Source organism: Pseudomonas sp. B3(2017) (assembly GCF_002113595.1).
GTDB classification, from domain to species: domain Bacteria; phylum Pseudomonadota; class Gammaproteobacteria; order Pseudomonadales; family Pseudomonadaceae; genus Aquipseudomonas; species Aquipseudomonas ekonensis.
The window spans coordinates 34,494-58,126 of record NZ_NEIU01000023.1; the positions used below are offsets into that span (position 1 = coordinate 34,494).

Genomic DNA, 23,633 nt, shown 5'->3' on the forward strand with positions numbered 1-23,633 from the left:
CAACGCGAAGCCCCCGGGTTCATGTCTTCCACCGGAGAAAAACCATGTTCCGCCGTCTCGCTCTACTGGCTGTGGCCGCGCTGCTCGGCGCCTGCGCCGCCAACCAGGTCAACCATGACTTCGACGCCAGCCGCGACTTCGCCGCCTACCGCAGCTGGAGCTGGAAAGAACCTGCCCTGCAATACCGCCCCGACGACCCGCGGATCAAGAGCGACCTCACCGAACAGCGCATCCGCCAGGCCGTCGCCGACCAGCTCGACCAACGCGGCCTGCGCCCGGCCGCCCAAGGGGCCCGGGGCGACCTGAACGTACAGACCTACCTGATCGTCGAAGACCGCCAGCAGCAAGTGACGACCAACTACGGCGGCGGTTGGGGCGGCCCCTGGAACGGCTACTGGGGCGCGCCGATGTACAACGAAACCCGCAACGTCACCTATAAGGTCGCCACCATCCAGATCGATCTGATCGACGGCAAGGACGGCAAACTGGTCTGGCGCGGCAGCGACGAACAGATGCTCAGCCGCACGCCGAACCCGTCCGACCGCAGCAGCGCGATCCGCGAGACCGTCGGCCGGATCCTGGCCAACTACCCGCCGCGTTAGGCTCCTGGCGGGAACTTGCCTGCAAGCGATGAGGCCTGCACGGCTGACATTTCCATTGCCTGACCTGCCGCCATCGCCAGCAGGCTGGCTCCCACAGAGGATCTTGGGTGAGCGCTTAGCCTGCGGTCACCGCCGAACCCTGTGGGAGCTGGCTTGCCAGCGATGAGGCCAGCGCGGCTTGCATTCTATTGCCTGACCGGCCGCCCTCAATGCATCAGCCCGATCCACGTCGCCAACCGATGGGCTGGCGTGTTGCCAGCAGTGTCGCGCCGCCGCGTCTACACTCAGGGGCACCAATGGAGGTAGCGCTCGGCCGTGCGCCGGCAAAGGAGTGCGCGATGTCGCCTCGTTCGCGGTTTTGCGGCCCCACCCGGCAGCGGGGGGCCATCGGGTTGATGGCGGCCGCCACGTTGAGCCTGGCCGTGGTGATGCTGCTGCTGGTGGTCGACAGCGGCCGCTTCTACATGGAACAGCGCAAATTGCAGCGGGTGGCGGACAATGCCGCCCTGGAAGCGGTCAGCCGCGGCGGCACCTGCGCCGGCGGGCTGACGGCGGCTGCGTACGCCACGCAGAACGCTGCGCGCAACGGTTTCACCACCGATGCCGACAACACCCTCGCCGCCACCTGCGGCACCGTGCAGACCGCCGCTTCGGGCCTGCGCACCTTCACCGTCGACGCGACCCAGACGGGCGCCGTCAAAGTCGTCGTCACGCACATCCTCACCACCAGTTTCGCCGGCGGCGTCCAGGCGCTGTTCACCGGCACCCCGGTCAGCCTGAACACCCAACTCACCGCTTCGGCGGTGGCCGCCAAGCCGCAGCCGCCGCTCGCCCAGCTGAGCATCCGCAGCAACCTGGCCACCATCAGCACCGCCCAGTCGAACATCCTCAACCCGCTGTTCTCCGGACTGCTGGGCGGCAACGTCAACCTGACGGCGCTGGGCTGGAACGGGCTGCTCAACACCGACATCAACCTGCTCAGCTACTTGAACCAACTGGCCATCGACCTGAACGTGGCCGCCGGCAATTACAGCCAACTGCTCAACACCCAGGCCACGGTGACGCAACTGATCCAGGCCGCCGCGAAGGTGGTGCAGCTCAACGGTGCCACCGCCGAGGTGATCACCGCGCTCGGCACGCTGCAAGTGGCGGCCGCCAATGCCTCACCGGTCAAGCTGGGCGACATCCTGCAATTGCAGACCGGCACCACGGCGGCCGGGCTGGACGCCAACCTGCAACTGCTGCAACTGATCCAGGGCATGGTGCAACTGGCCAACAGCAAGAGCGCGGTGGCCGCGACGCTGCCGGTCAACGTGCTGGGGCTGGCCAACGTCACGGTGCGGGTCAAGGTGATCGAGCCGCCGCAGTTGTCCGCCGTGGGCGACCCGTCGCTGGCCAAGGCCGATCCGCTGGGGACGAACCGGATCTACGTGCGCACGGCCCAGGTGCGCACGATGTTGTCGGTGAACTTGCCGGTGCTGTCCGGGGTGACCGGGCTGACCAATGCGGTGCTGGGGCTGGTGGGCGGTTTGACCCCGACGCTCAATGCGTTGCTGAGTCTGAATTTGGTTGCGGTGCTGAATTCGGTGGCTTGCGTTGCTTGCGAACAACTCGATCCAAAGCTGTTGCCCTATACGCAAATCGATATCAGCCTGGATGCCGGCGGTGCCAAAAGCTACGTCACCGATTACAGCTGCCCGACAGGCAACACCGGTACGAAAAGCCTGACAGCGCGAACCGTCTCCTCCATCGCTGATCTCAAACTCGGTCAGATTGACTCGACCAACGCGTTCTCTTCCGCCGCCGAACCCACCGTCACGCCGTTCCCATTGGTGGATCTGGGCACTGTGACCTGCCACAAGATTCTCGGGATCGGTAGTTGCGATCCGACGACCCACGTTAAATACGGGGCGGGTGGCATCGCAATCATGGTCGATACCAGCGTGGCCCAGAACACTCAGGATCTGCTGTTCTCCAGCAGCACCCCGTTCACCACACCGCCGAACCTGAAATTGCCGCCGAGCGTGCTGCCCGCCGCGCCCACCAGCAACATCGTCGCCAGCCTGTCCAACACGCTGGCCGGCATCAATCTGATTGTCTACAAACCGGTTGGCAGCAATCCGCTGGGCATGGCTCTGACCGGCGTCGCGAGTCTGATCGTGGACGTCAGCAACATTCTCCAGCCGCTGATCACCGGGCTGGTGAGCCCGCTGCTCGACCCTCTGCTCAACAACCTCCTGGCCAGCCTCGGCATCAACCTGATGAGCGTGGACGTCGGCGCCAACATGACCTGCGGCCAGACCGGCAAGGCCTATCTGGTCATCTAGGCCTCGTCCGGGGCGATGGGCAGCTCGATGCAGAACCGCGCCCCGTCCGCCGAGTTGCGCACGCTCAGGTGGCCGCCCATGTTCTCGACGATGCCGTAACTCACCGACAGCCCCAGCCCGGTGCCGACTCCCACCGGCTTGGTGGTGAAGAACGGCTCGAAGATCCGCTCCAGCAGCCGCGGGTCGATGCCGCCGCCGTTGTCCTCGACCCACAGGCGCACCTTGTGCTCGTCGCGCTCGGCGTAGATCGAGATCCACGGCTTGAACGCCGGGTCGGATTCGCGCTTGCCCAGCAGCGCATCCCGGGCGTTGACCATCAGGTTGATCAGCACCTGCTCAAGCTGATCGACGTAGCCGCGGCAGTGCACGGCGAACGGGGTCTCGCTGATGCGCAGATCCACCCCCTTGCCGCGCATGCCCTCGGCCAGCAGCGACAGCGTGCCTTCGATGGCGGTGGCCGGGTTGAACAGTTGCTGCTCGATCTCCGAGCGACGGCCGAACACCCGCATGTGATCCACCACCTTCGCGGCGCGCTGCACCTGGGCGTCGATGCGGTTGAGCTTGTCGGTCAGGTAATCGACCTGCACATCGCCGTTGCCCAGGCGCTTGAGCACGTTGACGATGGCCATGCGCATCACGTTCAGCGGCTGGTTGATCTCGTGGGCCAGGCCCGTGGCCATTTCGCCGAGGGTGGCCATTTTCGCGCTCTGCGTGAGCTGCTGCTGGGAGCGGCGCACTTCGGTGTTGTCGCGGCCCACGGCCTGCACTTCGGTCAACCGGCCGTGCTCATCGAACACGCCGCGGTCCGACCACACCCACCACGCGTGCTCGCGCCCCGGCAACTGCAGGCTGATCTCCGCCGTGCTGACCGGGTTGTCCGGGGTCAGTGCGGCCAGGCGCTGGAGGAAGGCGGCGCGCTGTTCGTCGGACAGCCAACTGCCCAGGTCGGTGCCCGGCAACTGCTGCGGCGTACATTCCAGGTAGTGGGCCAGGGGCTGGTTGCCGAAAGTCAGGATCAGGTCCGGGCGGTAGCGGCAGATCATCGCCGGCGAGTCCTCCACCAGGATCCGGTAGCGCTCTTCGCTCTGGCGGATCTGCTCGGCGGCCACGGTCGCGTCGGTGACGTCCAGCCACAGGCCGACCGCCTCCACCGGCAGGCCGAGGTCGTTGCGCAGCAAGCGGGCTTCGTCGAGCAGCCAGTGGTAATCGCCGCGATGGTCACGCAAGCGGTAGCGGGCCCGCACCGAACCTTCGCGCAGCAGCTGCCGGCAGCGCTCGAAGTAACCGTCGCGGTCGTCGGGGTGGATCCGCTCGGCCAGCGCCGCCGCGTCGAGGTCTTCCAGGCGCCAGCCCAACAGCGGTTGCAGGCTGGCGCTGAAGAACGAAGGCAGCAGCGCGCCTTCGACGTAGCGCTGGACATAGATCACCGCCGGGGAACTGGCGATCAGGTTGTCCAGGCGCGCGTGGGCGGCGGCGGTCTGCTGTTGCTGGTTCTTGATGTCGCTGATGTCGAGCATGAAGCCCACCAGCCGCCGGCCCTCGCCGCTGCCGGCGACCTGGCCCTGCACGCGGTACCAGGCGTCGGGACGGTGCAGGCGCACGCACAGCGACAGGGCTTCGCCGTGCAGTTGCAGGGCCGCGAGGCGGCTGCGCAGCTCTTCGCGGTCGGCGGGGTGGATCTGCTCCAGCCAGTGCCCGACCGGCAGGGCCTCGGTGCCCAGTTGCAGGTCGGCCGCCAGCGCCGGCGCCAGCTGCACCGACTCGCCGTTGCCGGAGAGCTCCCACCAACCGGTGCCGAGCAGGCCCTGCAAGGACTCCAGCCGTTCCAGTTGGCGATGGTGTTCCTGCTCGCGCAGGCGGCCGAGCAACGGCCCGGCCAGGGCACTAGCCAACAGCATCCAGTCGAGGTCGGCCAGGTGCGGCGCGCCATCCTCCGCCCGGTAGAAGCCGCAGAGCAGCCAGGCCACGGTTCCGCGGTCGTCGCAGTACGGCACGGCCAGGCCGTCGGCGTTGCCGAACGTGGCCTGCACCCGGGTGTGCTCATCCAGCCCGTGGTGGGCGCCGATCCGCTGGGGCGCGCTGCCGTTGAGGCTGTCCAGCGGCGTGCCCAGGCGTTGCCCGTCCTCCCACAGCGCCGGTGCGTCGTGGGCGCCATAACTGCCATGGATGCGCCAGCCTTGTTCGCGCTCGTCCGGCAGGGCCAGCGCCAGGCAGGGGATGCGCCAACGCTGGGCGATGGCCTGCAACTGCTCGGCCACGACGCTCGGCAAACGCACCAGGCTGCAGGCGCGCAACTGCTCGGCGATGTGCCCGGCCATCCGTTGGCAGGCTTCGCGCTGGCGCGACTGCTGGCGTTCGAGCAGCAGGTCGGCGATGTCCATCAGTTGCATCAGCCAGCCGTCGCCCTGGGGCTGCACCCAACCGCGCAGGTGCAGGGGCTGGCCGCCGAGGCCGGGAAAGTCCAGGTCCAGCGGCTGCCCTTGCCAGTCCGCCGGCCGGCCTTCGATGGCCAGCGTGCTGTGGGGCAGCACCCAGGCGTTGAGCGGCAGGGGGCTGTCCGTGGGTGCGTGTTGGCCCAACAGGTGCCGCAGCGGGCCGGCGGCCTGCAGCACGCGGCCGTCGGCGTCCAGGTACAGGTGCAGGCCCGAGGCGGGCGAGCCGAGCAGGTTGGGCAGGTCGAGGGCGGCGGGCGGTGCGCGTTTGAGCAGGCGGCCGAGGAGCTTGTCCCCCGAACTCAAAATTGCAGGCTCGACGTGGCGGTCAGGTTGGCCGGCAGGCTGGGCACCGTGCCGACGCCGGGCAACACCAGGAACGGCAGCACCTGATTCAGCTTGCTGGTGGGATAGTTGACGCTGACGGTCAGGGTGCCGGCGCTGTAGACCGCGCTGGTGTCCACGCCGATCACCAGGTTGAACGACGGCGGCACCCAGGCCAGTTGCTGCTGCAAGGTGGTGTTGGCGGTGTTCACCAGCACCGTGGAATAGTTGACCGTGGCGGGATCCACCGCCACGCCGCGGCGCACCGCTTCGGACGTGGCCTGGTTGAACGACTGCATCAGCACGAACGGCAGGCTGTAACTGACCAGCCCGTAGAACACGGCGAAAAAGATCACGAACACCAGGGCGAACTCGATCGCCACCGCGCCTTTTTGCGACTTCCGGAAGCCGGTTTTCATGAGTGCGTCTACCCTGACAGTCACTGCGTAGTATCAGCATAGAATCATTCAGCGGAAACGGACGGTTTTTACCCGATGCAGACTGTCGTCCTCCTGGCCTGGCTGGCGCTGTGCGCCGCCCAGGACGCCCGCCAGCGGCGGATCGCCAATGCCCTGACCCTCGGTGCGGGCGCGTTGGCGCTGGCCTGGCTGCTGCTCACCGGACGTACCTGGATCGGTGCGGACGCGGTTCAGGGCGGCTGGGCGTTCGGGCTCGCGCTGGCGTTCACGCTGCCGGGCTACCTCATGGGCCGGATGGGCGCCGGGGATGTGAAACTAATGACAGCCTTGGGTCTTGCGACGGACGGTCTTTGGGTGTTGGCGGCGGTGATCGGCGCGGCGGCGGCGAGCGTGGCCTGGTGGCTGCTGGCGCCAAGAGTCTGGCTGCATATGAGTCAAGGGCTTAGGGAGCGTTTGCGCTATCTGGGGCCAGATTCGTCAAAAAAGCTGCCATATGCGCCGTTTGTGCTGGTTGGTGTCGGGCTCGCCTGGCCCTGGATCCATTAGTCGCGAAACGCCACTAGTCTTATGTACATAGTCGGAAAGTGCGTCTACTTTCAAAGCAGGGTATTTCTGCCATCGGTTGGCAGTACAGGAATGGTCAGCTTTGGCCTGGGCATGGAGTGGGACGTGAACAAGCTTACATCGGCGGTGAAGGTTCTGGTGGTCGACGATCAGCCGTTGATCGTCGAAGAACTCTGCGAATTTCTCGAAAGCAGCGGCTACCGCTGCGTCCCTTGTGTCTCCAGCGTGGAGGCCCTCGAACGGTTCAACGATGACGCGGGCATCGGCCTGGTGCTGTGCGACCTGCACATGCCGGAGATGGACGGCATCGAACTGGTGCAGGCGATGCAGCGCCTGGCGGGCAAGCAGCGGGTGTTCGAGGCGATCATGCTCACCGGCCGCGCCGACAAGCAGGACGTGATCAAGGCGCTGCGCGCCGGGATCGCCGACTACTACCAGAAGCCCATCGACCTGGACGAGCTGCTGCAAGGGCTGCAGCGCCAGGAGGCGGCCTTGCAGGAGCGGCAGAAGACGCTGCAGTTGGGGCACCTGAACCAGAAGCTGCAGGACCTGTCGTCCTCGATCGACGATCTGTACCAGGACCTGGACAAGGTCCGGCGCGGGCCTTCGGTGCGCGAGGATGAGCCGGCGCAGGGCGATGAGCTGGAGATGCCGGCGATCTTCCATCAGTTGTCGCCGCGTCAGCTCGATGTGGCGCGGCTGGTGGGCAAGGGGCAGACCAACTATCAGATTGCCTGTGAGTTGGGGATCACCGAGAACACGGTGAAGCTATATGTGTCGCAGGTGTTGCGGTTGACGCATATGCATAACCGGACGCAGTTGGCGTTGGCGCTTTCGCCGGGTGGGGTGGGGGGGCGGCAGCGGGTGACGGCTCACTGAGGTTTTTTGGGGTTTGGGGTGTTGGCCTTGGCGGCCTCTGGGCCGACCAGGCGGTGGGTTGTTTGGTGTGTTTATCCGTTTCTGCGGGTGTGGCGGCTGGCGGTTCCGCCCTTACGGCGGGTCACTTTTTTCAAACGCCCGGAATGCCGGCCCAGAAAAAAGTAACCAAAAAGGCTGGGCCCCGGCGTACGGCCCCTCGCTGAGGCTCGGGGTTCCTTCGCTCCGGGATTCATCCGGGGGCATCGGCTACGGTTTGCTTCGCTGCACCTCCTTCCGATGTGTTTGGCTGCGCCAAACGGCGCTGCGCGCCCACCCCCGGATGAACCCCTCCGCTCAGCCTTCCGAAGGGGCCGGCAGATCAAGATCAAAAGCGAGGCGAGCTGACACTCGGCCTTTGAGACGTGCGCGATGGCGGCCTGACAGCCGACCAATCCCTCCCTGACTACCTCAATCCCTTGTGGGAGCCAGCCTGCTGGCGATGACGGCCTGCCAACCAACCAATTTCTACCAGACCACCTCAGACCCTGTGGGAGCTGGCTTGCCAGCGATGACGGCCTACCAGCCGACCAACCTCTACCAGACACCACCCGATCCAACTGTAGGAGCCAGCCTGCTGGCGATGACGACCTGACAGCCGACCAATTCCTACCAGACCACCTCAGACCCTGTGGGAGCTGGCTTGCCAGCGATGACGGCCTACCAGCCGACCAACCTCTACCAGACACCACCCGATCCAACTGTAGGAGCCAGCCTGCTGGCGATGACGACCTGACAGCCGACCAATTCCTACCAGACCACCTCAGACCCTGTGGGAGCTGGCTTGCCAGCGATGACGGCCTGCCAGCCGACCAACCTTTACCTGACACCCACCCGATCCAACTGTAGGAGCCAGCCTGCTGGCGATGGCGGCCTACCAGCCAACCAATTCCTCCCAGACCACCCCAATCCCCTATAGAACCTGGCTGCGGTTCAGAGCCGAAATGTTTAAAGGCTGTTTCAAATTTTACGAACTCTCCCACAAGGTTTTCAGGTTGTCCGTCAGAAGCCCGCTCTCTAGTCTTGGGCTGTCGCTGACACCTCAGCGATCGGGTGTGGAAACCCGAATCCAAGTAGATGCATTGCATCACCACCGTAAGCGTTGCCGGCGTCCTCTTTCGTCTGCAAACTGCGTCACGGCGGCTGTGCGTGGGCAGACTCAGGTCTGGCCGGTTGCCTACTTATCGGTTTTCCACCCTGCGTACAGCTGCCACCCTTTTGCCGTGTGGAAACGGCAACCGGATGGCTCCCATTGCCAAGTAGGAGCTTCACATGAGCAAAGTCATCCCCGATCCCCCCTACAACATCACCAACCCCTTCGCCGAAGACAAGCGCGCCGAAGACCTCATCAAGGACCGCAACGCCTCCCGCCGCGCCCTCGATTTCTATCTCAACCCGGAGCCGGCCAACCCGCGTCAGCCCAGCGAGATGTTCGGGGTGCATCCGAACATCGATTCCGAAAGCCTGCTGGTTCACGCCTGCGAGTCCCTGGCCTCGGCCCATGTCATGTCCGGCAATTTCGCCAACGAGCTCAAGGGCCCGCAGCGCAGCACGGCGCTGGCGATCCAGCAGATCGTCATGCTGGCCGAGCTGTCGGTGAACCGCGCGCTGGATCGGGTCAAGCCTAACGGGCTGGGTATCGTGTAACCGTTCGGCGCGGCCATCTTCGGCGCCTGGTGCATCGCCATCGCCAGCAGGCTGGCTCCCACAGTTAGATTGGGGACAGTCAGGTAGAGGTTGGTCGGCTGTCAGGCCGTCATCGCTGGCAAGTCGAGTCGTCGCACCGCAGCTCCCACAGGGTTATGCACGACGCAGATCCACTGTGGGAGCCAGCCTGCTGGCGATGAAGGCCCAACGGATGTCCCGTCAGTTCTTGGTCTCGATCTTCCCGCCCGCATCCGGGTCGTAGAAGTCGGGGATTTCGTATTTGTATTTCTTCAGCCACCGCTGCATCGCCAGTTCCCGCTCGGCGGCCGTGGCGGTCTGCGGGGTGGGGGAGGCGGCCTTGTTGCGGCTTTGCAGCAGCAGCCAGCCTTCGGTTTCCTGCTGCTGGGCCGAGGCGGGGCCGGCGTCGATGGCGTGGGCGCCGAGGGGCAGGGTCAGCAGGGTCAGGCAGCACAGGCCTTTGAGGGTGTTCATGGCGGCCTCCTTGGGGGTCATTTGAGTGTCGACGGCTGCGGGTCGGCGACGACGGCGACCTGGTTGCCGGCAGCGGGCCGGGTGGGGGCCGGGGCCTTGAGCCGTTCGGCGCGCTGCTGGGCTTCGGTGAACTGTTCCGGGGTCAGGTGGGCGCGGCTGACGATTTCGGCGGCCTGCTGCCAGTTGTCCTGGTACAGCAGCAGGGTGACCAGGTTCAGGGTCGCCAGCGGGTTGTTCTGCTGAAGCTCGATGGCGGTGAGGAATTCGAAGCGGGCGTCTTCCAGGCGCAGTTGGTTGAGGTACACCACGCCCAGGTCGTTGCGGATCTTCTCGTTGGTCGGGGCCAGGCGGGCGGCCCGTTGCAGGTGGGCCTGGGCCTGGCCGTTGTCGCCCCGGGCCGCGTAGAGCTGGCCCAGGCCGTGTTCGGCGTCGGCGTTCAGGCACGAGCCCAGCAGGCTGCGGTACAGGGGTTCGGCTTCGCTGCGCCCGAGCAGGCGATAGACTTTGGCCTTGCGCAGGCGCACCTCGCCGAGGCTGTCGGGCAGGCTTTGCAGGTTGGCCAGGCTGGCGTGCAGTTTGCCGTCGTTGGCCAGGTCGTCGGCCAGGTTCAGGGCCAGCTCCTGTTCGGAGCTCAGCTTGCTGCAGCTGGCCGGCGCGAGGATCGCCGTCCACGGCGCCTGGCCGTCGGTGGCGCAGCCGCCGAGCATCAACAGGGTCGCCACGACCATCAGTGCTTTCATCAAACGCTCTCCTTAGCCAGGTTCAGGACGCGAACGCCCGGGTAATCGCGGTGAAACCGGGGCCGGCCAGCACGATCAGCAGGGCCGGGAACAGAAACAGCATCATCACCACCGACATCTTGGCCGACATCTTCGAGATGTATTCCTGCAGGCGCGTCAGGCGTCGGTCGTCCAGCAACTGCTTGAGCGCCAGCAGCGATTTCATCGCGCCGCCGCCCTGCTGGATCAGCTGTTGCAGGATCACGCAGGTATCGGTGAATTCGTCCACTGCCAGCTGTGCGGCGGTCTTGTTCAGTTCTTGGCCGAGTTCGAGGCCGGAGTCCACGCGAGACAGGATCAGGCGCAGTTCGCGGGTCAGCTCCGGCAACAGCTTCTGCCCTTCGAGGCTGAGCACGCGCAGGGCCTGTTCGACGGCCATGCCGGACTCGAACAGGATGCGCAGCAGCGGAATGAACGTCGACACTTCCACTGCGATGGTCTTCTGCCGGCGGGCGGCGGCGTAGGCCAGCAGGCGTTTGGGCAGCAGGTAGCCGGCGCCGGTGGCGAGCATCGGCACCAGCCAGCCGTTCGCTGCCTGGGGGAAGAACACTTCGCGCAGGAACAGGCCCAGCCCCAGGGTCAAAAGCGGCGTGCCGATCTGGCAGGCGGCGTACAGCGAACGTTCGCTGGCGCGGCGCCAGCCGAGGCGGGCGAGCAGGGTCTGGGTTTCGCTGTCGATGCTCACCGAACGCTGGCCGAAGCGACTGCTGCCCAAGGCCCGCAGCCACTGGCCGACGCGGTTCTCGCGCACCAGGTGGCCTTGCAGGCGTTCGTTGACCTGGCGCACCCGGCGCCGTTCGGTCAGCAGGTGGTTGGCCACCAGCAGCAGGGCGCCGAGCAACAGCAGGAAGGCCGCCAGGATCACCATCTCAGACGCTCCTCAGCATGCGCCACAGCAGCAGGCTGCCCGCCACCTGCAGCAGCACCGCGACGATCAGCATGGTGTGGCCCGCCGGGTCGTTCCACATGACCAGCATGTAGCCGGGGTTGGTGAGCATGAAGTAGCTGACCAGCAGCACCGGCAACGAGCCCAGCACCCAGGCGGTCATCCGCGTCTCGCCCGTCAGGGCGCGCAGTTGGCGGGCGCCCTGGTCGCGTTCGCGGATCAGCTTGATCAGGTTCTCCAGCAGTTCGCTGGCGTTGCCGCCGTAGCGGTGGTTGACCTTCAGGCCCAGGGCGAACATGCGCAGTTCATCCTGTTCGTAGAGTTCGGCGAAGTCGCTCACGGCGTCCGGCAGGTTGACCCCCAACTGCACGTTGCGCTGCACCCGGCCCATGGCGCTCTTGAGCGGATCCTCGCTGCTTTCGATGCTGCCCAGCACCGCGTCGCTCAGGGTGCGCCCGGACTTGAGGCTGCGCACCGTGTGGTCGAGCAACTGCGGCAACTGCTCGATCATGCGCTTGAGCCGGCTGCGGTACAGCCAGGCGATGTACAGCCGCAGGGCCAACGGCGGCGCCAGCAACGCGGTGAGCAGGCCGAACCAGTCGGCCAGCAGGTAGCCCAGCAGCAGGGCGACGGTCCACAGGGTCAGCCACAGCCCGAAACGCTCGCTCGGCCGGCCCAGCCCGGCCTGCAGGAACATCCGCTCCAGGGGTGCCCAGGTAGGCTTTGCCACGGCCGTCTGCGGTTGGCCCGCCGCGAGGCGGTTGAGCACCCGTTCGTTGGCGGTCTTGTGCACGCCGTGCAGGAACAGACGGATCGACAGCCCCAGCAACAGCAGGCAAATGGCGATCAGGATCACCGGCCCCATCATCATGAAAGCTCCGTGCGGCCCAGGCCCGTTTCGTGGCGCAGCTTGTCGCCGGCCGGGTTGACCGCCTCGCGCAGGAAGCCGAAGCCGGTGCGCCGGTCCAGGCGGAACAGGGTGTTGGTGACGTAGATGTCCTCGCGCACGCCCACCACTTCCACCACCTCGCTGACGCAGCGGCGGCCGTCGGGCATGCGGGTCAGCTGGATGATGAGGTCCAGCGCCGCGCAGATCATCTGGCGCAGGGTGCGCTCGGCCACACTGCGGCCGGTCAGGCCCACCAGGGTCTCCAGGCGCAGCAGCGCGTCCTGGGCGTTGTTGGCGTGCACGGTGCTCATGGAACCGTCGTGGCCGGTGTTCATCGCCGTCAGCACGTCGAGCACTTCGACGCCGCGGATCTCGCCGAGGATGATCCGGTCCGGGCGCATCCGCAGGGCGTTGCGGATCAGGTCGCTGGCCTTCACTTCGCCGTGGCCTTCGGCGTTCGGCGGGCGGGTCTCCAGGCGCACCACGTGAGGGTGGCCCAGTTGCAGTTCGGCGACGTCCTCGATGGTCACCAGCCGTTCGTGGGGGTTGATCAACTGGCTGAGGATGTTCAGCAGCGTGGTCTTGCCGGTGCCGGTGCCGCCGCTGATGAGGATGTTGCAGCGCCGGCCCACGGCCTCCTGGAAGCACTCGAAGATCGGCAGGTCGATGGTCTGCATGGCGATCAGGTCGCTGCTCTTGAGCATGTCCTTGCGGAACTTGCGGATCGACAGGCACGGCCCGTCGAGGGCGATGGGCGGGATGATCGCGTTGACCCGGCTGCCGTCCGGCAGGCGTGCGTCGACCATCGGCGACGACTCGTCCAGCCGCCGCCCGAGGGGCGCGAGGATGCGTTGCATGACCCGCTCGACATGGTGCGCGTCGATGAAGCGCAGGTCGCTCTGGTGCAGCACGCCGTCGCGCTCGATGAACACCCGGTGCGGGCCGTTGACCAGGATTTCGGTGACGGCGCTGTCGCGCAGCAGCACTTCGAGGGGGCCGAAGCCGGTGAGCTCGTCGACGATCTCTTCGGCCAGGCGCTCCATCTCGTAGCGGGAAATGGCCAGGTGCAGGCGGGCGATGTATTCGGCGACCTTGTCGATGACGAACTGCGCCAGTTGCTGGCGCGAGCCTTCGAGCAGGTTTTTCCCGGACTCCTCGATGGCGTCGATGATATAGCGGTGCAGCACCAGTTTCAGGCCTTCGTGGTCGGCGTTGCCGGCGGGGCTGCGCGTGGGGGCGCCGAACAGTTTTTCCGGGCTCATGAGGTGCCTCGCAGGCGGTCGAACCAGGTGACCTTCGGCTTGGTCAGGCTTTCGGAGCGCTTGGCCAGCCGCTCGCCGAGGGTGCGCAGGCTCTGGGTGAGCTTCTCCCTCGGGGCCAGCTCGAACAGGCTGACGCCCTGGTTCTTGGCGTTCAGGCGCAGTTCCGGGCTCAGGGCCAGCACGGCGATGACTTCCAGGTTGAAGGTCTTGCCGAGGGTGTCCGAGTCCGGCGCGACGTTGTTCAGGTAGCGGTCGATCAGCAGGCGGCCGTGGTCGAGCTTCATGCCCTTTTCCCGCCACAGGTTGTACACCGCCAGGTTGCGCCGGCAATCGAGGACGTTCTGGTCGGTGTACCACAGCAGTTTGTCGCAGTGGCTGACGAAGGTGCGCAGGGCTTCGCTGTCGGGCTGGCCGGTGAGGTTCACCACGATGTGCTGGAAGTGCTGGCGCAGGGCGCTGAGCAGCATGTACAGCTCGGCGGCGCTGGTGCTTTCCAGCGGTTCGTCGTTGTCGGCGTAGGCCAGGATGCGCAGGCCCGCTTCGGCGCTGGTGAAGGCGCTGTCGATCAGGGTGGCGTCGAGCCGGCGCAGATGGCGCAGGGCGTCGCCGAAGTGGAACGAGCTCTCCAGGCCCAGCAGCGCCAGGCTGTCGCCTCGGGGCAGGCCCAGGTCCAGCAGCAGCGTCTGCTGCCCGCTCTTCTGCACCACCAGCGCCATGTGGTTGGCCAGCAGCGCGCCGTCGGAGCCGCCCTGCACGCCGTACATCACCGTGAGGCCGCCCAGTTGCGTGTTCGGCGCCACCGGCGGCAGGCGTTTGCTCAGGCGCCGCACCAGGCCGGCGACCTCGCTTGAGCGCGAGCCGTAGGCAACGAAGTCCCGGGCGCCGGCGCGCATGGCGTTGAGCACCAACTGGTTGTCCATACCGTCGCCTAGGGCGACGATGGCCAGCATCGGCTTGGCCTCCAGCGCCCCTTCGATCAGGGCGCACTGGGCCACCACGTGGTCGCGGTCGAGGCCGACGAACACCAGGCTTGCGAACGTGACGTCCACCAGCGCCAGCAGTTCGTCGAGGCTGCCGCCACCGGCGCTCACCACTTGCCCCAGCGGCGCAAGGGCGTTCTGCAGCCATTCCAGGTCGGTGCTGTTGCGGGTGATGGCGAGGAACGTCTGGCTCAGGCTCTGGCTCATTGGGATAACCCGCTGCGCTTGTCGAAGTTGCCGTTTTCCAGGAAGAACATGCGGTAGAAGTTCGGGTCGTAGTTGCGCAGTTTTTCCCCCGGCAATGCCGGCAACTGCGCCTGGGCCGACAGCGGCTGCACCAGGTGCGGGGTGACGATCATCAGCAGTTCGCGCTCTTCGCGCTTGATCTGCGAGCTCTTGAAGAACGCCCCCAGCACCGGGATGTCGCCCAGGCCCGGAAACTTGTCGACCTGGGAGGAGTTGGTGGTGCTGATCAGGCCGCTGATGACGAAGCTTTCGCCGTCGGCCAGGGAAATGCTGGTGTCGGTGCGCCGGATGGTCAGGGCCGGCACGGTGGTGCCGGCGATGTTCACGGCGTTGCTGAAGTCCAGTTCGCTGACTTCCGGCGCGACCTTCAGGGCGATGCGGTCGTGGCCGATGATGGTCGGGGTCAGGGTCAGGCGGATGCCGAATTCCTTGTACTCGATGGACACGCTGTCGCTGCCGGAGCTGGGCACCGGGATGGGGATCTCGCCGCCGGCCAGGAAGCTTGCGCTCTGCCCGCTCAGGGCCACCAGGCTGGGCCGCGCCAGGGTGTAGGCGAAGCCGCTGCCCTCCAGCGCGTTGATGATCGCCATGGTCTTGCCGCCGATCCACGAGAAGTTGAACAGCGAGTTGTCCACCGGCAGTTTCGGCGTCGGCACGCCGTCCACCGGCGGCAGGGTGCCGGGGGAGCCGAACAGGAAGTTGCCGCGGGTGCCGATCAGCGAGGCGGTGGCCTGCTTGAGCTTGGTGCGGCTGACTTCGACGAAGCGGATGTCGGTCTGCACCTGCGACGGCAGCTGCGGGTCATCCGACGGCAGCGCGCCGGCGCTGGTCAGGGCGGCGGTGGCGGCGCCCTGGACGAACACCATGCTCTGGCGCGGCTCCTTGGCGCAGGCGGTCCAGACCATCAGGCTGGTGGCGCCGGGGGCCATGCCGGTGAGCAGGAACGAGGAACTGCCGTTGGCATGCACGTCGGCGATCTTCGGGTCGCCGATGGCCAGGCGGGTGATCGCCACCGGCGACTGCATGTCCTGCTGCAACCCTTCGCCGATCTCGATCACCGGCGGCAGCCGGCCCAGGCTCGCACAGTTGCCGGTGGCCGCCAGGGCGGCGTCCATCGACAGCCCGGTCAGCAGCAAGGCCATGAGCGCGTTTTTGAACGTCGGCCGGAAGCGACTCTGCATGCACGTGGATCCTTGCTCAGTCATGGGGTTTGTTGGGTGATCTGGTTGCCGCGGATGATCTCCACCGCCGCCCGCGGGCTGCCCGCGCTGCGTTCGGCTGCCGGCGGTTTCGGCGCGCTGCCCAGGGCCAGTTGGGTGAACTGGAAGAGTTGGCTGTCGGCGGCGTCGAGGTGTTGCGGCGCCTCGTGTTCGCCGGCCCAGTACTTGGCCAGGCGCTGTTCTTCGCTGCTGCGCACCGCCAGGCGCAAAGTGCCGACCTGGGTGGCGAGCATCAGCCGGCTCAGCAGGGGTTCGGGCACGGCCAGCACCACGGTGCGCGCGGCGATCCGGCGCTGGTCCTGCTTGAGCTTTTCGTCGGCGCCCAGGGTCGGCGAGGCGGGCTGGCCGTCGTTGGTCAGGCCGTACTGCTCGCCGACGCCCAGCACGCGCAGGGCCGGCACCACGGTCTGCGCCGACTGCTGCGGGTTGCTGGCGTCCTGGCGCAGGTACAGCAGCACGTCGACGTAGTCGCCGGGGATCAGTTGCCCGGCGGCGCCGATCACCTCGTCGACCGCCACCGCCAGGGCGCGCTCGTCGCGGCGGATCATGCGCGCCAGCGTGCCGCCGGCGGTGAAGCTGTCTTCGTTGAGCCAGGTGCCGGCGCTCAGGTGGCGCCAGGGCATGCGGCCCACGGCCTGCTCCAGGGTGCCCAGGCTGCCGGCCGGCGCGCTGCGCAGCTTTTCGATGGCAAGGTCGGCGGCGGTCAGCGGTGTGAAGGGGGGCACGTCATGCAGCAGCACCACCACCGGTTGACGGGTCTGGTCTTCGGCGGCGGCGACGGTTTTCTCGACGCTGGCCGCCGGCGCGGCGGGGGCGGTAGGGGCCTCGGCGACGGGGGCCGGCTGGCGGCTGAGCACCAGGCCCCAGTAGCCCACCACGATTGCCCCGAGCATAAGCAGGGCCGCAAGGCCCAAGGTGACGCGACTGTTCATGACGGCTCTCCCTTTCCTGCTGCACCTCTGGCCCGCACTTTCCTGAACAAGGGAACTTCGCAATCAGGCAGCTATGAACATGCAACGATTTGGCTATTTCCACGCTAGCTGATCCGAGCCAAAACGCCATTACTGCCCGGAAAATAACCTACGAAAGTAGGGTCGGCGGCCAATTAGCAGACGCAAACCGCCGCGTCACGAACGGATTAATCCTTTGTGATTAATCCGTTCTTACAGTTGTTGCGCCGGGCTTTGTTGGCAATGCTCAAATGGCACGGTGGAGGCTTTGCCGCCGTTGCGTGAATCGGCGCCAGGCGCGCAAAGGAGTGGACGTATGCTTCGCATGATCATTGATTATCTGGTGGCCCGGGCCCTGCTGTTCTTCAAGAAGGATGACGGCGCCTCGGCGATCGAATACGCCATTGTGGTGGCGATGGTGGCTGTCGTCGTCGTGGTGTTCGTGACCCCGGTCGGCGCAAGGGTGCTGAACATCTTCAACGCCATTCTGACCTCCCTCGGCGGGACAACGGTGACCCGTCCGGTGATCCCTTGAGCGAATTCCCCCCTGTTCTCGTCGGTGCCTGCCCGCGGCCCCTGAAAGGGTGCGTGCAGGCATTACCCTAGCGACCGGATCCCCGGTGTCGGAAGGAGAACGATCATGTTCCTTGATTACCTGATGATGCGTGTGCGTCTGTTTCTGGCCCGTACCGATGCGGCGTCGGCCATCGAGTACGCCATTGTCGTGGCGATGGTGGCGGTGGTGGTCGTGGTGTTCGTGACCCCCGTGGGGGGCAGGGTGCTGGCGATCTTCAACAACATCCTGGTGGCGCTGGGCGGCTCGGCGCAGTCCGCTCCGGCGCAGATGCCGTAGCCGGACCGGTCGCCTGCGGCGAAAGCCCCGCTACACTCGGTTCCACCTTTTGCCTTTCAGGGATTGCCCATGACTGCCTCCTCTTTGTCGCGCCAACAGTTGCTTCTGGTTGACGATGAGGAGGACGCGTTGCTGGAGCTGGCGGAGCTGCTGGAGGGCGAGGGGTTTGTCTGCCACACGGCGACGTCGGTGAAGCTGGCCCTGCACCACCTGACCCGGCATCCCGACATTGCCCTGGTGATCACCGACCTGCGGATGCCGGAGGAGAGCGGCATGTCGCTGATCCGGCGACTGCGCGAGCATACGTCCCGCGAGCATTTGCCGGTGATCGTGACGTCGGGGCATGCGGACATGGAAGACGTCAGCGACATGCTGCGGTTGCAGGTGCTGGATCTGTTTCGTAAGCCGATCTATCACGTCAGGTTGTTGGAGACGCTGGATAATTTGTTTCCTAAGCCGAAGGTGAATGTGTCTTGAGCTTTTGGCCTTTTGGCCTTTTGGCCTTTTGACCCTTTAGCCTTGGCGGCCTGTGGGCCGACCAGGTTGTGGGTTGTTTTGTGTGTATATCCGTTTCTTCGGGTGTTGCCGCTGGCGGTTCCGCCCTTACGGCGGGTCACTTTTTTCAAACGCCCGGAATGCCGGCCCAGAAAAAAGTAACCAAAAAGGCTGGGCCCCGGCGTCCGGCCCCTCGCCTAGGCTCGGGGTTCCTTCGCTCCGGGATTCATCCGGGGGCATCGGCTACGGTTTGCTTCGCTGCACCTCCTTCCGATGTGTTTGGCTGCGCCAAACGGCGCTGCGCGCCCACCCCCGGATGAACCCCTCCGCTCAGCCTTCCGAAGGGGCCGGCAGATCAAGATCAAAAGCGAGGCGAGCTGACACTCGGCCTTTTGAGACGTGCGCGATGGCGGCCTGACAGCCGACCAAATCCTCCCAGACTGCACCCGATCCAACTGTAGGAGCCAGCCTGCTGGCGATGACGACCTGACAGCCGACCAATCCCTCCCAGACCACCTCAGACCCTGTGGGAGCTGGCTTGCCAGCGATGGCGGCCTGACAGCCGACCAACCTCTACCTGACACCACCCGATCCAACTGTAGGAGCCAGCCTGCTGGCGATGACGGCCTACCAGCCAACCAATCCCTCCCAGCCCACCTCAATCCCTGTGGGCACTACAGTGCGACGACTCAACTTGCCACCGACAGGGCCGGCACACCCCCCATCACCAACAAAACTGTGGAAACCAACCTACAGCTGATAACTGAAACTGATGCTGTACCGCATCCGCCGGTTGAAGGTGTCCAGCGCCTCGTCCGACATCGGCTTGGCCGCCTCCAGGGCGATGTTGTAGTACTTCGCGTCGCCGAACCTGAGCCCGACCGCTGCCGACGACAGGTCGTTGGCCTGCACCGGCAAACGGTTGAACCAGCTGCGCGAGCGGTCCAGCACCACGTACGGCTGCAGGATGCGCACCCAGTTGCCCTCGCGGTTGAAGCTGTAGTTGATCTCGTAGGCCACGCCCCAGCCCTTGTCGCCGGAGGCCTGGTCGTCGGGGTAGCCGCGGCCGAAGTTCTGGCCGCCGAACACCGCCCGTTCGCTGTCGGGCAAGGTGTCGTCGCTCCAGTACAGCGCCGCCGACGCCACGCCCTGCCAGTTGTCGAGGAATTTGTCGCTCTGCACCCCGGACAGCCGCAGGCGGAAGAAGCTCAGGTCGATGGCGTCGTTGTTGGTGTGGGCGCCCATGCTGTCGAAGCCCTGGTAGACGCCGCCGCTGAGGATCCGCAGTTGCCGGGCATCGGCCTTGCGCCAGTCGCTTTCGAAGGCGAGGGCGCGGATGTCGGTGCGTTCTTCGACGCTCAGCGGGTAGCCGATGACCTTGTAGCGGGTCTTGTCGTTGACCGCGTACAGGCGCGAGCCGGCGGTCAGCAGTTCGTTGGGCGAAGCGATCAGCGGCAGGCTGAAACCGAAGGAGTAGCGGTCGTTCTCGCGGTGCGGCTTGAGTTGCAGACCGTTGTCCAGCAGCACATTGGTGCCGGGGTCGGCGCGGTAGCGTGAGGCGGACAGGATCAGCTGCGAGCCTTCGTCGTCGATGAACTGGCTGTAGTCCGCGCGGTAGTAATGTTCGTGGTCGTCCCCCGGCGGAAACAGGCCGCTGAGGGTCAGCTGTTCGCCCATCGACGTCTGCGAGTTGCTGCTGACGCCGAGCAGGGCCTGGGTGCCGTTGCGGTTGTCCTCGGTGGTGCTCAGGGTGCTGGTGAACGGCTTGCGGCTGGCCTGGGCCAGCAGTGTCGTGGCGCCGTCGGTGGTGCCGGGCGGCGGCACCTGGGCCTGCAGGGTGACGCCGGGGATGCGGGTCATCAGGGTGGTGTAGCGTTCGAAGGTCTTGCGGGTCAGCGGGCGTTCGGCCTGGATCTTGGCCGCCAGCCGGTCGAGCAGGCCCTTGACCCGGCCGATGTCGCCCTGCACCTGCACGTCGCGCACGTAGCCTTCCACCAGCACCACCCGTGCCACGCCGTCGTCGAAGGACTGCTGCGGCAGGAAGGCGTAGGACAGCAGGTAGCCGTCCTGCTGGTAGCGGCGGCTGATGCTGCGGGTCGCCTCGATCAGGTCGGCGAGGCTGGATTCGCGGCCGATCAGGGGTTGGTAGATGGCCGCCAGTTCGTTCAGCGGGTAGAGCGTGCCGCCTTCGATCTGCACGGTCTTCAAATGGATCTTGGTGCCCATCATCAGCGGTTGCGCAGCGGTGGCGCCGGGTTCTGGCACCTGCAACGGCGCGGCGCTGGGGCGGTAGGCGTCGGCCGGCAGGTTGGGCACCGGCAGGTTGCGGATGGTTTCGTTGCTGTTGAGGAAGCTGGGCAGGGTATCGGCGAGGGCCGTGCAACTGAGACCGAAGAACAGCAGGGACGCCATGATGCGCATAGGACACTCCATGTTCAGACCGCAGCACTTGGCTGATGCTTTCCCAAGAAAAAGGCGGAAGATCCGCGGGGATCTTCCGCCTCCAACCAAGCGTAGGCGCTGTAGGGATGGCCGTCGAATCGGCCAGGTGCAATTAGCGTTGGGTGCCGCCCAGCGCGCCGGTGAGGCCGCCGAGGGCTCCCCCCAGTCCGCCGCCGGTATTGCCGGTGTTGCCGGTGCCGCCGGTGACCAGGCCGCCGACGGCGGAGACGGTGCCGCCCACGGCGGTCACGGTGTTGCCCACGGCGGTGACGACAGGGTTACTGCCGGTGCCGGCGATGGCGCCGCCCACATTGGCGACGGTGGTGCCGACCTGGCCGGTGAGGCTGGCCACCGGACTGCCGACGCCGGTGGCGGCGCCGACGTTCTGGGTCAGGCTGGTGACGGCCGTGGTGACCGGGGCCAGTCCGCTGCCCACGTTGGTGCCCAAGGTTGCCAGCGGCGTGGTGGGGCTGGTGATCGGGGTGCCCGAGCCGCCGAGCACGGTGTTGACCGAAGCCACCACGTTGCCGACCGAGGCCACGACACCGCCGGGCGCCGTCAGGCTGCCGTTGCCGGTGGCCGCCCCGCCGCCGACGTTGACCGCCGCGCCGCCGACGGTCTGCAGCAGGCCGGTGCCGCCCAGGCCACCGCCGATGCCGCCGGTGGAGCCGCCGGTGCCGTTGTCGGTCAGCCCGCCGGCCTTGGCGACCGTGGTGCCGACGTTGCTGAGGGCGCCGCCTACGGTGCTGGTCAGCGCATTGCCGCTGCCGGCGCCGGTGACGTTGTTGCCCAGGCCGTCGACGGCGCCGCCGACCTTCTGCAGCACACCGTTGAGGGGGGCGCCCAGCCCTGTGGCGCTGCCGAGCTTGTCGGTGGTGCTTTCGACCATGGCGATCACCGGCACCAGTTGCTTGCTCACCTGTTGGGTGGCCGAGCCGAGCGGGCCGCTGGTGGTGGCGGTGCTCAGGGTGTCGCCGAGCATGGTGACTTTTTCGCCGACGCCGTCGAGCACCGGCGCGACCCGGGTGACCACGCCGCCGACCACCGGAATGCTGCCGGTGGCGCTGGCCAGTTTGCCGCTCAGGTCGGACACGCCGTTGCCCGCATCCTGCACCACGCCGCCGAGCGCCGAGGCGGTCACGCCCAGGCCGTTGTCTGTGGTGCCCAGCTTGCCGAGGCCGTTGGCCACGCCGTCACCCAAGGTGCTCACGACGTTGCCGGCGGTGGTGGCGAAACTCTGTACGATGCCGCCGGCCACCGGCAGGCCGCTGAGCGCATCGCCGACCTGACCGACGCCGTTGCCGACGCCTGCCACGGTGTTGCCCACGTCCTGCACCAGAGTGCTGGTCACCAAGGGTTGAGGGCCGGAGGGGTTGGTGGGGCCGGTCGGATCCGTCGGGTTGGTGGGGTTGGTCGGATCGGTGCCGCCCGTTCCGCCAGTGCCGCCTGTACCTCCGGTTCCTCCTGTGCCACCGGTTCCTCCGGTACCGGCGGTGTCGCCGCTGCCGCCCGTGCCGCCCGTGCCGCCCGTTCCGGTCGAGCCGCCTGTGCCGCTGGTGCCGGCGGCGGTGCCGTCGGACGAGGAACTGCCGGAGCTGCTGTGATGGCCGCCACCGCCGCTGCTGCAGCCGGCGAGGCCGAGGGAGAGGATCAATGCCAGAGCTGTCGCTGTTTTGCACCACGCTTGATTGTTCATGATTGAGAGTCCTTGCACCTGTCACAACGTTCGTTGTTGCCGAGGGCTCCCCGGTTCTGTCGCCGGCGATGCCTTCGTCCGTTGTGGTCATCTCAATCGAGCGGTTGGATCCACGCCATTCTCAAGTTGGTATTAACGCCTTCCTGCAAGGGGCGGCGGATGCTGCCTAAGGACTAATCCTGTGGTGATAGGTGCGCCGAAAAAAGCCTTGCAAATCAATGGCGGCGTTTGGCGCGGCAGGGGCGGGCGGTGCGGAAAAACTTAAGTGATATACACACAATTTCCAGGTCGCCCCACCGCCTTCGGCGAGGGAGCGTGCTCCCGCCCGGTGGCTCAGCCGCCGGCCGGAACCCCGCTCAAGCGACCGGTCGCCAGTCGCCCACCATGTGCTCCAGTCCAGCGGCTCCGGTCAGGCGCAATTCGCCGCTGGAACCGGCGGCGCTGGCCAGCAGCGTCACCTCGCTGGGCAAGCGCACCGGTTTGCGAAAGTGCACGGTCACCTCCAGGTTGGCCTTGGGCAGCCGGTCGGCCAGCGCGGCGAGGGTGCGGGCCTTGTTCCACAGGCCGTGGGCGATGGCGCTGGGGAAGCCGAACAGCTTCGCGCTGGGGCCGCTCAGGTGGATCGGGTTGCAGTCGCCGGACACCTTGGCGTATCGCCGGCCGATGTCCGCCGGAGCGTTCCACTGCGCCACTTCCGTCAGGGGCAGCGACGGTTCCCACGACGAGGCCTGCGGCTCGCCCTCAAGCTTCACGCCGCGGCACAGCATCCGGCTTTCGGCTTCCCACAGCGGCCCGAGCTGATCGTCGAGGGTGGTCAGCAGATCGAAGGTCGCGCCTTTGGGATGGGGCTGCAGGTTGCGCACCTGCACGCCCACCAGCGCCCGGCTGACCCCGCCCATCGGCCGCAGCACGCGGAGCCGGTTGCTCAGGTGGATCAGCCCCAGCAAAGGGAACGGAAACGCCTTGTCCGTCAGCAGGCGCATCTGCAGGGCGAACGCCAGAATGTGCGGATAGGTCGGCGGCAGCAGGCCGTCGTCGGCGAAGCCGCAGACGGTGCGGTAGGCCGCCAGCCGCCGGCCATCGACGTCCACCCAGCAGCGCAGGCCCAGGTCGGGCAGGGTGGTGCCGGTGATTTTGCGGCGGGTCGCGGCCCGCAGGTAAAGGCCGGGCAAGCCCGGTTCGCGCTCCAGTGTCTGCCAGTCGTTGCTCATGC

General features: G+C 66.6%; 21 protein-coding genes. 8 read left to right on the forward strand and 13 right to left on the reverse strand.

Annotated features, from left to right (window positions below):
• The first annotated feature begins 44 nt into the window (after positions 1-44).
• Together CAG33_RS25005 and CAG33_RS25010 are read left to right on the forward strand one after the other, a co-directional pair.
• Positions 45-602: a DUF4136 domain-containing protein gene (locus CAG33_RS25005; RefSeq protein ID WP_085582670.1), complete on the forward strand. Its 558-nt coding sequence runs from the start codon at positions 45-47 to the stop codon at positions 600-602.
• Between the two features lie 338 nt (positions 603-940).
• On the forward strand, positions 941-2,929 hold the full coding sequence (locus tag CAG33_RS25010; protein ID WP_085640917.1) for a pilus assembly protein TadG-related protein: 1,989 nt from the start codon (positions 941-943) through the stop codon (positions 2,927-2,929).
• Here CAG33_RS25010 and CAG33_RS25015 read toward each other — a convergent pair.
• Both CAG33_RS25015 and CAG33_RS25020 read right to left on the reverse strand, forming a co-directional pair.
• Positions 2,926-5,667, reverse strand: a complete 2,742-nt coding sequence (locus tag CAG33_RS25015; protein ID WP_085640919.1) for a PAS domain-containing sensor histidine kinase — start codon at positions 5,665-5,667, stop codon at positions 2,926-2,928. The two genes, CAG33_RS25010 and CAG33_RS25015, sit on opposite strands and share 4 nt — an antisense overlap.
• Positions 5,664-6,104 (reverse strand): TadE/TadG family type IV pilus assembly protein, encoded by a 441-nt coding sequence (locus tag CAG33_RS25020; RefSeq protein WP_085640921.1) that lies wholly within the window; start codon positions 6,102-6,104, stop codon positions 5,664-5,666. The genes CAG33_RS25015 and CAG33_RS25020 overlap by 4 nt, the downstream gene beginning before the upstream one ends.
• 75 nt (positions 6,105-6,179) lie before the next feature.
• On the opposite strand from CAG33_RS25020, the gene CAG33_RS25025 reads away from it, so the two are divergent.
• From CAG33_RS25025 to CAG33_RS25035, 3 genes are all read left to right on the forward strand, one after another.
• Positions 6,180-6,650 carry a prepilin peptidase gene (locus tag CAG33_RS25025; RefSeq protein WP_085582661.1) on the forward strand — a complete coding sequence of 157 codons (471 nt, stop codon included), beginning with the start codon at positions 6,180-6,182 and terminating at the stop codon, positions 6,648-6,650.
• Between the two features lie 123 nt (positions 6,651-6,773).
• Positions 6,774-7,547 (forward strand): response regulator transcription factor, encoded by a 774-nt coding sequence (locus CAG33_RS25030; protein WP_085582965.1) that lies wholly within the window; start codon positions 6,774-6,776, stop codon positions 7,545-7,547.
• 1,308 nt (positions 7,548-8,855) lie between these two features.
• Positions 8,856-9,230, forward strand: coding sequence for a DUF6124 family protein (locus CAG33_RS25035; protein ID WP_085582659.1), 375 nt, complete (start codon positions 8,856-8,858; stop codon positions 9,228-9,230).
• A 219-nt stretch (positions 9,231-9,449) separates the two neighbouring features.
• On the opposite strand, the gene CAG33_RS25040 is transcribed toward CAG33_RS25035, so the two are convergent.
• Genes CAG33_RS25040 through cpaB form a run of 8 tightly spaced genes read right to left on the reverse strand, consistent with a single transcriptional unit; the run spans position 9,450 to position 16,916 of the window.
• Entirely contained in the window at positions 9,450-9,722 is a 273-nt protein-coding gene (locus tag CAG33_RS25040) for a DUF3613 domain-containing protein (RefSeq protein WP_085640923.1), read from the reverse strand.
• Positions 9,723-9,739: 17 nt separating this feature from the next.
• A complete protein-coding gene (locus CAG33_RS25045; RefSeq protein WP_085582654.1) occupies positions 9,740-10,462 on the reverse strand; it encodes a tetratricopeptide repeat protein in 723 nt (240 codons plus the stop codon).
• Between the two features lie 22 nt (positions 10,463-10,484).
• Complete coding sequence (locus tag CAG33_RS25050; RefSeq protein WP_085640925.1) at positions 10,485-11,369, reverse strand: type II secretion system F family protein; 885 nt, start codon at positions 11,367-11,369, stop codon at positions 10,485-10,487.
• Between the two features lies 1 nt (position 11,370).
• Positions 11,371-12,255, reverse strand: coding sequence for a type II secretion system F family protein (locus tag CAG33_RS25055; RefSeq protein WP_085582963.1), 885 nt, complete (start codon positions 12,253-12,255; stop codon positions 11,371-11,373).
• Positions 12,255-13,538 (reverse strand): CpaF family protein, encoded by a 1,284-nt coding sequence (locus CAG33_RS25060; protein ID WP_085582650.1) that lies wholly within the window; start codon positions 13,536-13,538, stop codon positions 12,255-12,257. Before CAG33_RS25060 ends, CAG33_RS25055 begins: the two co-directional genes overlap by 1 nt.
• Positions 13,535-14,725 (reverse strand): pilus assembly protein, encoded by a 1,191-nt coding sequence (locus tag CAG33_RS25065; protein ID WP_085582648.1) that lies wholly within the window; start codon positions 14,723-14,725, stop codon positions 13,535-13,537. Before CAG33_RS25065 ends, CAG33_RS25060 begins: the two co-directional genes overlap by 4 nt.
• Positions 14,722-15,945 carry a type II and III secretion system protein family protein gene (locus CAG33_RS25070; RefSeq protein ID WP_085640927.1) on the reverse strand — a complete coding sequence of 408 codons (1,224 nt, stop codon included), beginning with the start codon at positions 15,943-15,945 and terminating at the stop codon, positions 14,722-14,724. The genes CAG33_RS25065 and CAG33_RS25070 overlap by 4 nt, the downstream gene beginning before the upstream one ends.
• A gap of 20 nt (positions 15,946-15,965) precedes the next feature.
• Positions 15,966-16,916, reverse strand: a complete 951-nt coding sequence (gene cpaB, locus CAG33_RS25075) for a Flp pilus assembly protein CpaB (protein WP_085640929.1) — start codon at positions 16,914-16,916, stop codon at positions 15,966-15,968.
• 343 nt (positions 16,917-17,259) lie between these two features.
• Between cpaB and CAG33_RS25080 the strand changes: the two genes are divergently transcribed.
• From CAG33_RS25080 to CAG33_RS25090, 3 genes are all read left to right on the forward strand, one after another.
• On the forward strand, positions 17,260-17,469 hold the full coding sequence (locus CAG33_RS25080; protein ID WP_085582961.1) for a Flp family type IVb pilin: 210 nt from the start codon (positions 17,260-17,262) through the stop codon (positions 17,467-17,469).
• 105 nt (positions 17,470-17,574) lie between these two features.
• Positions 17,575-17,787, forward strand: a complete 213-nt coding sequence (locus CAG33_RS25085) for a Flp family type IVb pilin (RefSeq protein WP_085582642.1) — start codon at positions 17,575-17,577, stop codon at positions 17,785-17,787.
• Positions 17,788-17,856: 69 nt separating this feature from the next.
• A complete protein-coding gene (locus CAG33_RS25090) occupies positions 17,857-18,264 on the forward strand; it encodes a response regulator (RefSeq protein WP_085640931.1) in 408 nt (135 codons plus the stop codon).
• A 768-nt stretch (positions 18,265-19,032) separates the two neighbouring features.
• Here CAG33_RS25090 and CAG33_RS25095 read toward each other — a convergent pair.
• The 3 genes from CAG33_RS25095 to CAG33_RS25105 all read right to left on the reverse strand — a co-directional run bounded on the left by CAG33_RS25095 (position 19,033) and on the right by CAG33_RS25105 (position 23,631).
• Positions 19,033-20,703, reverse strand: a complete 1,671-nt coding sequence (locus CAG33_RS25095; protein ID WP_085640933.1) for a ShlB/FhaC/HecB family hemolysin secretion/activation protein — start codon at positions 20,701-20,703, stop codon at positions 19,033-19,035.
• 133 nt (positions 20,704-20,836) lie between these two features.
• On the reverse strand, positions 20,837-22,420 hold the full coding sequence (locus CAG33_RS25100) for a collagen-like triple helix repeat-containing protein (RefSeq protein ID WP_085634059.1): 1,584 nt from the start codon (positions 22,418-22,420) through the stop codon (positions 20,837-20,839).
• Between the two features lie 356 nt (positions 22,421-22,776).
• Positions 22,777-23,631 carry a MaoC/PaaZ C-terminal domain-containing protein gene (locus tag CAG33_RS25105; RefSeq protein WP_085582634.1) on the reverse strand — a complete coding sequence of 285 codons (855 nt, stop codon included), beginning with the start codon at positions 23,629-23,631 and terminating at the stop codon, positions 22,777-22,779.
• Positions 23,632-23,633: the final 2 nt, after the last annotated feature.

Excerpts from the sequence above, each read along its gene's own strand:
- CAG33_RS25005 (WP_085582670.1), top strand. The coding sequence starts at position 45 with ATGTTCCGCCGTCTCGCTCTACTGGCTGTGGCCGCGCTGCTCGGCGCC.
- CAG33_RS25010 (WP_085640917.1), top strand. The coding sequence starts at position 941 with ATGTCGCCTCGTTCGCGGTTTTGCGGCCCCACCCGGCAGCGGGGGGCC.
- CAG33_RS25020 (WP_085640921.1), bottom strand. The coding sequence starts at position 6,104 with ATGAAAACCGGCTTCCGGAAGTCGCAAAAAGGCGCGGTGGCGATCGAG.
- CAG33_RS25025 (WP_085582661.1), top strand. The coding sequence starts at position 6,180 with ATGCAGACTGTCGTCCTCCTGGCCTGGCTGGCGCTGTGCGCCGCCCAG.
- CAG33_RS25035 (WP_085582659.1), top strand. The coding sequence starts at position 8,856 with ATGAGCAAAGTCATCCCCGATCCCCCCTACAACATCACCAACCCCTTC.
- CAG33_RS25040 (WP_085640923.1), bottom strand. The coding sequence starts at position 9,722 with ATGAACACCCTCAAAGGCCTGTGCTGCCTGACCCTGCTGACCCTGCCC.
- CAG33_RS25045 (WP_085582654.1), bottom strand. The coding sequence starts at position 10,462 with ATGAAAGCACTGATGGTCGTGGCGACCCTGTTGATGCTCGGCGGCTGC.
- CAG33_RS25050 (WP_085640925.1), bottom strand. The coding sequence starts at position 11,369 with ATGGTGATCCTGGCGGCCTTCCTGCTGTTGCTCGGCGCCCTGCTGCTG.
- CAG33_RS25055 (WP_085582963.1), bottom strand. The coding sequence starts at position 12,255 with ATGATGGGGCCGGTGATCCTGATCGCCATTTGCCTGCTGTTGCTGGGG.
- CAG33_RS25060 (WP_085582650.1), bottom strand. The coding sequence starts at position 13,538 with ATGAGCCCGGAAAAACTGTTCGGCGCCCCCACGCGCAGCCCCGCCGGC.
- CAG33_RS25065 (WP_085582648.1), bottom strand. The coding sequence starts at position 14,725 with ATGAGCCAGAGCCTGAGCCAGACGTTCCTCGCCATCACCCGCAACAGC.
- CAG33_RS25070 (WP_085640927.1), bottom strand. The coding sequence starts at position 15,945 with ATGCAGAGTCGCTTCCGGCCGACGTTCAAAAACGCGCTCATGGCCTTG.
- cpaB (WP_085640929.1), bottom strand. The coding sequence starts at position 16,916 with ATGAACAGTCGCGTCACCTTGGGCCTTGCGGCCCTGCTTATGCTCGGG.
- CAG33_RS25080 (WP_085582961.1), top strand. The coding sequence starts at position 17,260 with ATGATCATTGATTATCTGGTGGCCCGGGCCCTGCTGTTCTTCAAGAAG.
- CAG33_RS25085 (WP_085582642.1), top strand. The coding sequence starts at position 17,575 with ATGTTCCTTGATTACCTGATGATGCGTGTGCGTCTGTTTCTGGCCCGT.
- CAG33_RS25090 (WP_085640931.1), top strand. The coding sequence starts at position 17,857 with ATGACTGCCTCCTCTTTGTCGCGCCAACAGTTGCTTCTGGTTGACGAT.
- CAG33_RS25095 (WP_085640933.1), bottom strand. The coding sequence starts at position 20,703 with ATGCGCATCATGGCGTCCCTGCTGTTCTTCGGTCTCAGTTGCACGGCC.
- CAG33_RS25100 (WP_085634059.1), bottom strand. The coding sequence starts at position 22,420 with ATGAACAATCAAGCGTGGTGCAAAACAGCGACAGCTCTGGCATTGATC.
- CAG33_RS25105 (WP_085582634.1), bottom strand. The coding sequence starts at position 23,631 with ATGAGCAACGACTGGCAGACACTGGAGCGCGAACCGGGCTTGCCCGGC.